Here is a 12,028-nt window from a genome sequence, read left to right as displayed (position 1 = left end):
GGCCTGAATGCTATGTATTCCTTGCGCGCGGCTTCAATAATGAAGCTTTTCTGAGCACATGCAGCAAACTCTTCTCCAATTGGTCGAATTCCATATCCACTGCCGGTTTCCGGACGATAAACACCAGATCATAATGAGGGAGCACCGCAGGTTCGTGCTTTCTCATAATTTCTTTGACAAGCCGGCGCATCCGGTTGCGGATGACCGCGTTTCCAACTTTCTTGCTGACCGAGATGCCGACACGAATCGTATCCACGGAGGCCTGGGACAGCTTATATACGACAAATTGGTGATTCGCCGCGGAAACTCCATACCGGTACACCTTGTTAAAATCTTCTCTTCGGGTTAAACGCAGTTCTTTTTGCACATTACTCTCCACCGGCACCGTATTTCGTTCAACTTCAAGTTTTTACATTTGCAGGCTAATCTAAACCTGAGCAGGCATGGTGAAATGTCTTTCGCGGGTCCTTGAAGGCGGAAGTTCGTTTCATTCCGGAGAAAATCAGAACCGGGTATAGCGAAAAAGGTATTCTTTCCGATATTTGAAACATAAACAGGCACAACAAATAACCCCGCAAAAGGGTTGCGAGGCATGCGGCCCCGACCGGTTCAGAAGCCTGAATCTTCTTAAGCCCCAGGTATATGTGCATTCTTATAGAAGAAGCACGATTATTCCTGAGTGAAAAATGCAAAAAGGCCACCTGCAGTGGCCTGTTTCTTATGCGCTGATAACTTTTCTGCCTTTTAGACGACGAGCGGCAAGAACTTTACGGCCGTTCTTCGTGCTCATTCTTTTACGGAAACCATGAACCTTCGCGCGTTTGCTAACATTCGGTTTAAATGTAGGTCTCATCTATTTGCACCTCCTAAGGAAATACGTTCTTTTGCATAAAATGCCTTTATACATTAAACCATCTCCCCTCCTAAAAGTCAACCGAAAATCCATTGTGGAAAAATAATTATCAACAGGCAGTAACAGGTCGACGGCGTTCGATAAAATATTATCAACAACCTAGGACTTGTGTATAAGTTTTCGTCAGGTTTCGTCAAAAATGCCCCTTTTTTAACAAACTATAAACAATATCTTGTGTTGTTCATAAAAACTGTACACAACCTATTGAAATTGTGGATAAATTAGCGGATTTCATTGAAAACCAGGCACCGTTTTGATATTATAAGATTACTTTTTATGTGGATACCTTCGAATTCTCCCCATATTTATTAACAGGCTGTGGATAACATTGTGAACAATTTGTCCCCTTCTTTATAAAGCCTCTTTTCATTCTCTTAACTTTGTGGATAATTCGACATTTTTCTGATAATGTCCTATACTGTATTTTCATGGCTCTAGCCACATGCAATTTTTTAAAGGAGGATACATTCTGTGGAAGGCCAGAAGAACGACTTATGGCAGCAGGTGTTGTCTGTCATCCAGACCAAGCTGAGCAAACCCAGCTTTGATACCTGGTTGAAATCAACGAAAGCCAAAGTGTTTAACGAGTCTACGCTAATTATTTGCGCACCGAACACTTTTGCCCGTGAGTGGCTAGAAAGCCGGTATACCAAACTTGTACGCACAACTGTTCAGGAATATATGGGTTATACCGTGGATGTGAAATTTGTCATCGAGGAGAATGGGCCGGAAGAGGAAGAACCCGTGCAGCCACCTGTGGTGCAGCCGGCTTCGCCTGTTGTTCAAGAAGAGAAATTCAACCATATGCTGAACCCTAAATATACATTCGATACGTTCGTCATCGGTTCGGGGAACCGTTTTGCGCATGCAGCTTCGCTCGCGGTAGCGGAAGCGCCGGCCAAAGCATATAACCCGTTGTTTTTGTATGGGGGCGTAGGTCTGGGCAAAACCCACTTAATGCATGCGATCGGCCATTATATATTAGAAAATAACCCTAGAAGCCGCGTTCTATACATCTCTTCAGAGAAGTTTACGAACGAATTCATTAACGCCATCCGGGATAACCGCGGTGAAAGCTTCCGAAACAAATACAGAAATATCGACATTCTTCTTATCGACGATATTCAGTTCCTTGCCGGTAAAGAACAGACGCAGGAGGAATTCTTCCATACGTTTAACGCGCTGCACGAAGAACGGAAGCAGATTATTATCTCCAGTGACCGGCCTCCGAAAGAGATTCCGACACTGGAAGAACGGCTCAGATCCCGGTTTGAATGGGGTTTGATCACAGATATTCAACCGCCTGATCTGGAAACGAGGATTGCGATCTTGCGGAAGAAAGCGAAAGCGGAGAACCTGGATATCCCTAACGAAGCGATGATGTATATCGCGAATCAGATCGATTCCAACATCCGCGAGCTTGAAGGCGCGTTAATCCGTGTAGTAGCGTATTCGTCGCTGATTAACGAGGACGTCACCTCGCATCTGGCTGCCGAAGCACTGAAGGATATCATCCCTTCCAGCCGCCCGAAGGTCATTACCATTCTCGATATTCAGCAGAAAGTATCCGAATTCTACGGACTGAAGCTGGAAGAGTTCAAAGCAAGGAAACGTACCAAAGCCGTAGCGTTCCCGCGCCAGGTTGCCATGTATCTTTCCCGGGAATTAACGGATTTCTCTCTTCCAAGAATAGGCGAAGCATTCGGAGGCAGAGACCATACTACGGTAATCCACGCTCATGACAAAATTGCGGTTGCAATGAAACAGGATCAGGAACTGTACAAAATCATCAACAACATCACCGAGAAGATCAAAAATTCTTCCTAAAGTTGTTCACAGTTGAATTTAAATACGTATAAGCCTATGCACACTCTATTCACATGTGGATAGGCTTATCTCATGTATGAAATTATCGCTTATCCACATATTCAGTGCCCCTACTACTATTACTAATAAAATAAAAGTATTATGATAGTGTATGCGGAGCGTTTAAAGAATAGGACTAAGCGATTTAAATTTGTCTAGGAGTGACAATATGAAATTAACAATATCGAAAAGTTATTTGAACGATTCCATCGGCCATGTATCCAAAGCCATCTCCAGCCGTACTACAATTCCTATTCTTACCGGAATTAAGATTGAAGCTACCTACCAAGGCGTAACCTTAACCGCCAGCGATACCGATATTTCAATCCAAAGCTTTATCCCTATAGAGCATAACAATCAAACCGTTATTCAAATCCAAAAAGCCGGCAGCGTCGTATTGCCTGCTAAATTTTTCGTAGAAATAATTAAAAAGCTGCCGTCTCAGGAAATCGAAATTGAAGTCACGGAACAATTCCAAACCTTTATCCGTTCGGGCTCTTCTGATATTCAAATGGTCGGTATGGATCCCGAAGAATTCCCGGTGCTTCCGAGTATTGAAGAGAATCACGTTTTGTCCGTTCCTGGAGATCTGCTGAAAACAATGATCAAGCAAACAGTCTTCGCAATTTCGACAAACGAAACAACTCCAATTCTAACGGGGATTCTATGGAAATTGACTAACGGTGAACTGAAACTTCTTGCAACGGATCGTCACCGGCTCGCTACACGTGAAGCAGCCATTGAAGCCGATCCGGAATTGAACTTTCATAACATCGTTATTTCAGGGAAAACTTTGAATGAACTAAGCAAAATCATTCCAGATCAGAACACCATGGTAGATATTGTCGTCGCCGATAACCAGGTATTGTTCAAGATTGACTTTGTTCTGTTCTATTCCCGTATTTTGGACGGAACTTATCCGGATACTTCTAAGATTATTCCGACCGTCTACAAAACAGAACTAGTTCTGAACACCAAACAGTTTACAGAAGCAATCGACCGTGCTTACCTGTTGTCGCGCGAAGAGAAGACCAACATCGTGAAGCTGATTACGAAAGACGAGAAAAGTGTCGAAATCTCTTCCAGCTCATCCGAATTAGGAAAAGTAACCGAAGGATTAGACGTTGACATGATGACCGGCGAAGAACTGAAAATATCTTTTAACTCCAAATACATGCTTGACGTATTAAAAGTAATCGACAGTGAGTCGATTCATATCGGTTTCACCGGTGCGATGAGCCCGATCATTATTAAACCGAATGATCATGTAAGCAGCTTGTATCTGATTTTGCCATACCGGACGACGAACTAAACCGAGAGGACCTGTGAAGTCATGAAAAGCGTTGCGATTAAAGACGAATACATCACGCTTGGACAATTCCTGAAGCTGGCCGATGTGATATCCACAGGTGGACAAGCTAAATTTTTCGTTCAGGAAGAAACGATTCATGTGAATGGCGAACCGGAAAACCGCCGCGGACGAAAACTTTATCCACAGGATACGGTAAAGGTGGAGGGATTCGGCGAATACCAGGTGACCCGGAGCTGATGTTTCTTAAACAGTTAACCTTGGATCACTATCGGAACTATGACAAAGTTCAAATCGAAACGGATCAGAATGTAAATATTTTTTTGGGACCGAATGCACAGGGGAAGACCAACTTACTCGAGGCGATCTTTGTCATGGCTTTGACGAAATCGCATCGCACCTCTAAGGACAAAGAGCTGATTTCCTGGAACGGCCAAGCCGCCCAGCTTCATGGAGAAGTGGAACGGAAATACGGAACCGTCAAGCTCGACCTATCTATCACCCCTTTAGGCAAAAAGGCCAAAATCAACGGTCTCGAACAAAAAAAGTTAAGTAATTTTATAGGCGCACTCAATGTGGTGATGTTCGCTCCGGAGGACTTGGAAATTGTAAAAGGCTCTCCGGGCGTACGCCGCCGTTTTCTTGATATGGAGATCGGGCAAGTGCAGCCGGCCTATCTTTACGACCTTTCGCAATACCACAAAGTGCTGGCGCAGCGTAACAATATGCTGAAAGCAGGCAATTTCACCAGCGTGACCAACCAAGCCATGATGGAAGTGTGGAATGAGCAGTTGGTCCAGTACGGTACTAAAATTATGAAAAAGCGTCAAAGCTTTATAAATAAACTTCAACAGTGGGCCCAGCAGATTCATTCCGGGATTACGAACGGGGCCGAGCAGATTCGAATCGACTACGTTCCTTCTTTCGGAGCCAAGGATGTTCAGGATGAAACTATTGTTTTTGAACAATTTATGTTAAAGTTATCCCAGGTGAAAGATCAGGAAATCCGGCGGGGTGTCACTTTGGCCGGACCACATCGGGATGATCTTGTTTTTTCCATTAACGGGAAGGACGTACAGACGTTCGGTTCCCAAGGCCAGCAGCGTACAACTGCCCTGTCCCTAAAACTGGCAGAAATCGAACTGATCCGGGAAGAGGTTGGAGAGTACCCGATACTTCTTCTTGATGATGTGCTCTCAGAGCTTGATCAGTACCGTCAGACGCAGTTGATAGAAACTTTTCAGAATAAGGTTCAGACTTTCATCACGACGACCGGAATTGAGAGTGTGAATCTGAATCGTTTACAGGGTGCCAAGCTGTTTCAGGTTCGAAACGGCAGTATCGCCCTATAATTATAGATTGGTTTGCGGCAGGAAGGAGAGAGCGGTATTGTTTATTCATTTGGGCGGCGAGAAGATCATTCGTTCTTCCGAGTTAATCGCTATTTTTGATATTTCAATCGAGAGCTCATCCAAAATCTCCAAGCAATTTGTAGAATATGCGGAAGAAGACAAGAAGATGGAAACCATCGGAGAAGAAGAAGCCAAGTCTATCGTGGTGACGCGTGACCGAATCTATTATTCCCCCATTTCCTCCACAACTTTGAAGAAACGCGCCAATCATTTCATAACGATGTAGACCATTCGAAAATAAATAAGTAGGTGACAAGCCATGTCTTTGGAACAGCACACGTACGACGAAAGTCAGATTCAAGTATTGGAAGGTCTGGAAGCCGTTCGTAAGAGACCGGGAATGTACATCGGCTCGACCGGATCGAAAGGACTTCACCATCTCGTATGGGAAGTTGTAGATAACAGTATTGACGAGGCTTTGGCCGGTTACTGTACGAAAATCGATGTAACCGTTCATAAGGATAACAGTGTGACCGTAACGGACAACGGACGGGGAATCCCTGTCGGGGAAAACGTGAAACTGAAGAAATCAACGCTTGAAGTTGTTATGACGGTCCTTCATGCCGGCGGTAAGTTCGGCGGAGAGGGTTATAAAGTTTCCGGGGGCCTGCACGGGGTAGGTATTTCCGTAGTGAATGCGCTGTCCAGCATGGTCAAGGTCATCGTAAAGCGGGAAGGCAAAATCCATCAGCAGGAATACCGCCGCGGTGCGCCTGAGTATGACATCAAAATCATCGGGGAAACAGCGGATACCGGTACTTCGGTTACGTTTACACCCGACTCTGAAATTTTTACGGAAACGACTGAATACGACTATGACGTGCTGCAGTCCCGTATACGGGAACTTGCTTTTCTGAACGGCGGCATCGAGATCAACCTCATAGACGAGCGCACGGATGTAGCAAATTCGTTTAAATATGACGGGGGAATCGTGTCTTTCGTAGATTATCTTAACCGCAACAGAGAGAAGGTTCATCCGGAGCCGATCTATGTGGAAGGCAAAAAGGATCATATCCATGTAGAAGTGGCTCTCCAGTACAATGACAGCTACAGTGAGAACATCTACTCTTTTGCTAACAATATCAACACGCACGAAGGCGGTACGCATGAGTCCGGCTTTAAGAGTGCGCTGACTAGAATTATTAACGACTATGCCCGTAAAACAGGTGTTATCAAAGACAATAATTCGAACCTATCGGGCGATGATGTCCGTGAAGGCCTGACAGCGATCATTTCCGTGAAAATACCTGAGCCCCAGTTCGAAGGCCAGACGAAGACAAAACTCGGGAACAGTGAAGTTAGAGGGATTGTAGAGTCTTTCTTTGCGGAGAAGTTTCAGGAGTTTTTAGAGGAGAATCCTGCCGTTTCGAGAAAGATTCTTGATAAAGGTCTTCAGGCAGCCAGAGCTCGGGAGGCCGCACGGAAAGCGCGTGAGCTGACCCGCCGCAAGAGCGCGCTCGAGGTAAGCTCGCTTCCAGGAAAGCTGGCTGACTGCTCTTCCAAGGATGCAGCGCAAAGCGAAATTTTCCTTGTAGAGGGTGACTCTGCAGGAGGTTCAGCCAAACAAGGACGGGACCGTCACTTCCAGGCAATTTTGCCGCTCAAAGGTAAAATTCTGAACGTAGAGAAAGCAAGACTCGATAAGATTCTTTCGAATCTGGAGATCCGGGCTATGATAACGGCGCTAGGCACGGGAATCGGGGACGACTTCGATATCACGAAGGCCCGTTATCACAAAATCGTCATTATGACAGATGCCGACGTAGACGGTGCGCATATTCGCACGCTGATCCTAACGTTCTTCTACCGGTACATGAGGCAGCTGATTGAAGCAGGCTATGTGTATATTGCACAGCCTCCGCTCTTCAAGATTGAGCGCAACAAAGTGATCCGTTACGCGGACAGTGAGAAGATGAGAGATCAGATTATTGCTGAATTCGGAGAAGGCGCCAAGGTCAACGTACAGCGTTACAAAGGTCTTGGAGAGATGAATGCGGAGCAGCTCTGGGAAACGACGATGGATCCGGAAAGCCGTACCATGCTTCAGGTATCCATCCAGGATGCGATTGATGCGGATATGATTTTCGATACGCTCATGGGCGACAATGTCGAACCCCGCAGGGATTTCATCCAACAGCATGCTAAAAATGTTAAGAATCTCGATTTTTAATACATGTGGAAGACCGTCCGTTACCGGGCGGTTTTTTAAAATAGCACGCAGATTCTGGGAAAGTTTAATTGTACTCTTTTTGTGAAAGTAATATAATTATAAATAGTGTGTTTATGAAGCTAACCTTCTTTACAACAAGAACGGCAGCCTGATTATTCCTACCACAGACCTAAGTCAGTTTGAACAATAGAATCAGCTATTGATATAAAGTTTTCCTGTAAGGAAGACGTTCAGGAGGTTCAGCATGGCGGAAGAAATACGTTCCCAAATCAAAGATAGAGATATCGGCACGGAGATGCGAGACTCGTTCATGGATTATGCGATGAGCATCATTGTAAGCCGTGCTCTTCCGGATGTAAGAGACGGATTGAAACCCGTCCATAGAAGGATACTGTTCGCGATGTCCGAACTCGGAATGACCTCGGACAAGCCTTACAAGAAGTCCGCAAGGATTGTCGGCGAAGTTATCGGTAAGTACCATCCGCACGGTGATTCTGCGGTTTATGAGTCCATGGTTCGTATGGCGCAGGATTTTTCAATGCGCTACATGCTTGTAGACGGACATGGTAACTTTGGTTCGATCGACGGTGATTATGCAGCGGCAATGCGTTACACGGAAGCAAGGCTCTCGAAGATTGCTATGGAGATGCTGCGCGATATCAACAAAGAAACGATAGACTTCGCCCCGAACTATGACGGTGAAGAGCATGAACCGGTTGTATTGCCGGCAAGATTCCCGAATCTGCTGGTGAACGGGGTAACGGGCATTGCGGTAGGTATGGCAACAAATATTCCTCCGCATAACCTCGGAGAAGTCATTGACGGCGTTATGGCATTGATAAAAAATCCGGATATTACTCCACTAGAGCTTATGGATTACATCAAAGGACCGGATTTCCCTACAGCCGGCTATATCCTAGGCCGTGAGGGGATCCGTCAGGCCTATGCTACCGGCCGCGGTTCTGTTACGATGCGGGCGAAGGTTGAGATTGAGGAGAACAACGGCAAAGCCAGAATTATTGTTCATGAGCTGCCGTATCAAGTCATCAAGGCCCGTTTGGTCGAAAAGATTGCCGAACTGGTACGCGAGAAGAAAATCGACGGCATTACCGATCTGCGGGACGAGTCCGACCGTAACGGGATGCGGGTCGTTATTGAGCTCCGCCGTGATGTAGTACCTAACGTAGTTCTTAATAATTTATATAAACAGACTTCCATGCAGTCCAATTTCGGGATCAATATGCTGGCTCTGGTAAACCGTGAGCCTAAGGTGCTGAATCTGAAAGATGTACTGTATCATTATCTGCAGCATCAGATCGAAGTTATCCGCCGCCGTACGGAGTTTGAACTTAAGAAGGCGGAAGCTAGAGCGCATATTCTCGAAGGATTGCGTATCGCTCTCGATCATTTGGATGAAGTGATCGCATTGATCCGTGCTTCCCAGACTACAGACATTGCGCGTGAGGGATTGATTTCCCGATTCAATTTAAGCCTGGAGCAAGCCCAAGCGATTCTGGATATGCGACTGCAGCGCCTGACGGGCCTGGAACGCGAGAAAATCGAGAACGAATATGCGGAGCTTATGAAGAAGATCGCGGAATACAAGGCTATTCTTGCAAGTGAGCAGTTAGTGCTTGATATCATTAGCACGGAATTGATGGAAGTCCGGGATCGTTTCGCTGATCCCCGCCGTACGGAGATTACTGTTGGTGAAGAGAGCATTCTTGATGAGGATCTGATTCCTCAGGAAGAAGTAGTCGTTACCGTCACGCACAGCGGATATGTGAAGCGCCTGCCGATTACAACATACCGCAGCCAGCGCCGTGGCGGACGCGGTGTAGTGGGTATGGATACGAAGGAGAATGACTTCGTAGAGCACTTGTTCACAACGAACTCTCACCACTATCTGATGTTCTTCACCGACAAAGGCAAGGTGTACCGGATTAAAGCATATGAAATTCCGGATCTTAGCCGTACGGCAAGAGGAACTCCGATTATCAACCTGATCGAGATTGAGCAGGGAGAGAAGATCAATGCGGTGATTCCTGTGCAGAACTTCGACGAAGAGCACTTCCTCTTCTTTGCAACGAAGTCGGGAATCGTGAAGAAGACGCCGCTTGATGACTACTCGAACATCCGTAAGGGCGGACTCATTGCAATTAACCTCCGTGAAGACGATACCCTTATCGGTGTGAAACTCACGGACGGTACGAAAGAAATTGTAATGGGTACCAGCGACGGCATGTCGATCCGTTTCCCTGAGCAGGACGTGCGTGCTATGGGACGTTCCGCAACCGGTGTAAAAGGGATCACGCTGAGCGAGAATGATTCGGTAATTGATATGGACGTGATTGAGGAAACGAATGACATCCTTATCGTTACATCCAAAGGATATGGCAAACGTACGCCAATCTCCGAATACCGGACGCAGTCACGCGGCGGAAAAGGGATCAAAACACTCAACGTTACTAGCAAGAACGGTGTAGTGGTAGGTCTTAAGGTAGTGAAAACAGATGAGGATCTGATGATCATTACCGCTTCCGGCACTTTGATCCGTATGGATATAGCGGCCATCTCCACCATGGGACGCAATACCCAAGGGGTAAGGCTGATTAATATTAAAGAAGATGATGAAGTAGCTACGTTGACCCGTGTAGAGAAGAGTGAGGAGACGGAACATGACGATGAGGACGGTGCGGAAGATGTACTGGACCAGAATCATGACCCGGCAGCCGAACAAACAGAGGGTTCAATAGAGGAACAAACATCACAGGATCCGGATACAGAAGCATAAAACAATTAAAGGATTGGAGCGCTGAACTCCAGTCCTTTTTTTCGAATAGAGGATTAGGGAGGTTTAGCCAAATATGCCCATAGTAAATGTATCGCAGCTCAGATCAGGGGAAAAATTAAACCAAAACGTGACTACCTCGCTTGGGGGAACCCTTTTTTTTAAGGGAAAGCAGCTAGTTCCAAGGGATATTGAAGTATTGAAGGCATTTCTTATTCCGGCTGTAACAGTGGAAGGCAAGCATGAAACTCCGGTAAAGACAGAACAGCAGCAGCTTGAACCTGAAGGCCAAGATACGGGTAATCTTTTTTATACTGAATACGACCGTATGATCGCCTTGCTGAAAAAGTCCGTAAACACAGCCAACGGCGGAGCGGGCTTGCCTATTCTGGATATCCGCCAGCAGATGGAGTCTTTGGTGCAGCTCATGGACCACTATAATATACTTACGTTTTTGCCTAAAATGAACGGGAGCGACGATTATGTATACCACAACAGTATCCTGGTAGCTCTAACCTCATACCTTCTTGCCAGGTGGCACGGTTTCCCGAATAAAGACTGGATGCAGATCGCGCTGGCCGGCCTATTTCATGACATCGGGAACATTAAAGTGGATGCGGCCATTCTAAATAAGCCGTCTAAACTGACAATGGAAGAACTCGAAGAAATGAAGAAGCATACGGTATACGGTTATAATTTGCTGAAAAACGTACCTGCCATCAACGAAGGTGTGAAACTGGCGGCGTTGCAGCATCATGAGAAAATTGACGGTACTGGGTATCCATTGGGACTTAAAGATGAAAAGATCCATATCTACGCGAAAGTGGTTGCCATAGCAGATATTTTCCATGCAATGACCAGCCAGCGGGCACATAAGAAGGCGGAATCGCCGTATTTGGTTCTGGAACAATTATTTGCGGAGTCATTCGGGAAGTTAGATCCTGCATTGGTGCAGACGTTCATTCAAAAGGTAACTCAATTCGGTAACGGTACCGTTGTACGGCTTAACGACAATCGAATTGGAGAGGTTGTATTCTCCGATCGTGCGCATCCGACAAGGCCATGGGTCAAAGTGGACGGACATATCGTTAATCTGACAATAGACAGGCAATACTACATACAGGAAGTCATTCAGTAAAAAAGTTATCGGAGCGGGTTGACATTAGATTGCCCACGGTGTTATATTGTTAATCCGCCCGGTGGTTATGCTGGTGATTATGAGTAGTTGAATCATGATCATAATGATTTTTAAAAAAAGCTTGCAAAGTACTAGGCGGATGTGATATATTATTCAAGTCGCCGCTGACAAGAACAACGAGCGAAACGACAAGAAGTATCACAGTTTGATCTTTGAAAACTGAACATCGAGCGAATTAAGCAGTCACATGACAGTGACTTTAATAAACAAGTCAGCATCAACAATGAGTCATCAGCTTTTCTTTTATGGAGAGTTTGATCCTGGCTCAGGACGAACGCTGGCGGCGTGCCTAATACATGCAAGTCGAGCGGAGTGGAGGAGAAGCTTGCTTCTCTGATACTTAGCGGCGGACGGGTGAGTAACACGTAG

Annotated in this window: 10 protein-coding genes and 1 rRNA gene; 9 read left to right on the top strand and 2 right to left on the bottom strand. The window is 45.9% G+C overall.

Annotated elements, in window-relative coordinates:
* Positions 1 to 10: 10 nt before the first annotated feature.
* Both rnpA and rpmH read right to left on the bottom strand, forming a co-directional pair.
* Positions 11 to 367, bottom strand: a complete 357-nt coding sequence (gene rnpA / locus ACFSUF_RS22925; RefSeq protein WP_377606993.1) for a ribonuclease P protein component — start codon at positions 365 to 367, stop codon at positions 11 to 13.
* A 351-nt stretch (positions 368 to 718) separates the two neighbouring features.
* A complete protein-coding gene (gene rpmH, locus ACFSUF_RS22920) occupies positions 719 to 853 on the bottom strand; it encodes a 50S ribosomal protein L34 (RefSeq protein WP_377606991.1) in 135 nt (44 codons plus the stop codon).
* 531 nt (positions 854 to 1,384) lie between these two features.
* Between rpmH and dnaA the strand changes: the two genes are divergently transcribed.
* From dnaA to ACFSUF_RS22875, 9 genes are all read left to right on the top strand, one after another.
* Positions 1,385 to 2,740 carry a chromosomal replication initiator protein DnaA gene (gene dnaA, locus ACFSUF_RS22915; RefSeq protein WP_377606989.1) on the top strand — a complete coding sequence of 452 codons (1,356 nt, stop codon included), beginning with the start codon at positions 1,385 to 1,387 and terminating at the stop codon, positions 2,738 to 2,740.
* 208 nt (positions 2,741 to 2,948) lie between these two features.
* Positions 2,949 to 4,091 carry a DNA polymerase III subunit beta gene (gene dnaN / locus ACFSUF_RS22910; RefSeq protein WP_377606987.1) on the top strand — a complete coding sequence of 381 codons (1,143 nt, stop codon included), beginning with the start codon at positions 2,949 to 2,951 and terminating at the stop codon, positions 4,089 to 4,091.
* 21 nt (positions 4,092 to 4,112) lie between these two features.
* Complete coding sequence (yaaA, locus tag ACFSUF_RS22905; RefSeq protein ID WP_377606986.1) at positions 4,113 to 4,328, top strand: S4 domain-containing protein YaaA; 216 nt, start codon at positions 4,113 to 4,115, stop codon at positions 4,326 to 4,328.
* A complete protein-coding gene (recF, locus tag ACFSUF_RS22900) occupies positions 4,328 to 5,440 on the top strand; it encodes a DNA replication/repair protein RecF (protein WP_377606985.1) in 1,113 nt (370 codons plus the stop codon). The genes yaaA and recF overlap by 1 nt, the downstream gene beginning before the upstream one ends.
* Positions 5,441 to 5,477: 37 nt before the next feature.
* The gene (remB, locus tag ACFSUF_RS22895; RefSeq protein WP_377606983.1) at positions 5,478 to 5,726 is read left to right on the top strand and encodes an extracellular matrix regulator RemB; all 249 of its coding nucleotides are present in this window, start codon (positions 5,478 to 5,480) and stop codon (positions 5,724 to 5,726) included.
* 33 nt (positions 5,727 to 5,759) lie between these two features.
* Positions 5,760 to 7,670: a DNA topoisomerase (ATP-hydrolyzing) subunit B gene (gene gyrB / locus ACFSUF_RS22890; RefSeq protein WP_377606981.1), complete on the top strand. Its 1,911-nt coding sequence runs from the start codon at positions 5,760 to 5,762 to the stop codon at positions 7,668 to 7,670.
* Positions 7,671 to 7,914: 244 nt separating this feature from the next.
* Positions 7,915 to 10,464 (top strand): DNA gyrase subunit A, encoded by a 2,550-nt coding sequence (gene gyrA, locus ACFSUF_RS22885; protein WP_377606979.1) that lies wholly within the window; start codon positions 7,915 to 7,917, stop codon positions 10,462 to 10,464.
* A gap of 73 nt (positions 10,465 to 10,537) precedes the next feature.
* Positions 10,538 to 11,599: an HD-GYP domain-containing protein gene (locus ACFSUF_RS22880; RefSeq protein WP_377606977.1), complete on the top strand. Its 1,062-nt coding sequence runs from the start codon at positions 10,538 to 10,540 to the stop codon at positions 11,597 to 11,599.
* A gap of 302 nt (positions 11,600 to 11,901) precedes the next feature.
* Positions 11,902 to 12,028, top strand: a 16S ribosomal RNA gene (locus ACFSUF_RS22875); the annotation flags it as partial.

Origin of the sequence: Paenibacillus gansuensis (assembly GCF_042684925.1) — a bacterium.
GTDB classification, from domain to species: Bacteria; Bacillota; Bacilli; order Paenibacillales; family DY6; genus Paenibacillus_N; species Paenibacillus_N gansuensis.
Note: the sequence above shows the minus strand (reverse complement) of the source record. Positions and strands in the feature narration are given on the sequence as shown.

What these genes read in the sequence shown, in the direction of transcription:
- rpmH (WP_377606991.1), bottom strand. Translation starts at nt 853, where the DNA reads ATGAGACCTACATTTAAACCGAATGTTAGCAAACGCGCGAAGGTTCAT.
- dnaN (WP_377606987.1), top strand. Translation starts at nt 2,949, where the DNA reads ATGAAATTAACAATATCGAAAAGTTATTTGAACGATTCCATCGGCCAT.
- yaaA (WP_377606986.1), top strand. Translation starts at nt 4,113, where the DNA reads ATGAAAAGCGTTGCGATTAAAGACGAATACATCACGCTTGGACAATTC.
- recF (WP_377606985.1), top strand. Translation starts at nt 4,328, where the DNA reads ATGTTTCTTAAACAGTTAACCTTGGATCACTATCGGAACTATGACAAA.
- gyrB (WP_377606981.1), top strand. Translation starts at nt 5,760, where the DNA reads ATGTCTTTGGAACAGCACACGTACGACGAAAGTCAGATTCAAGTATTG.
- gyrA (WP_377606979.1), top strand. Translation starts at nt 7,915, where the DNA reads ATGGCGGAAGAAATACGTTCCCAAATCAAAGATAGAGATATCGGCACG.
- ACFSUF_RS22880 (WP_377606977.1), top strand. Translation starts at nt 10,538, where the DNA reads ATGCCCATAGTAAATGTATCGCAGCTCAGATCAGGGGAAAAATTAAAC.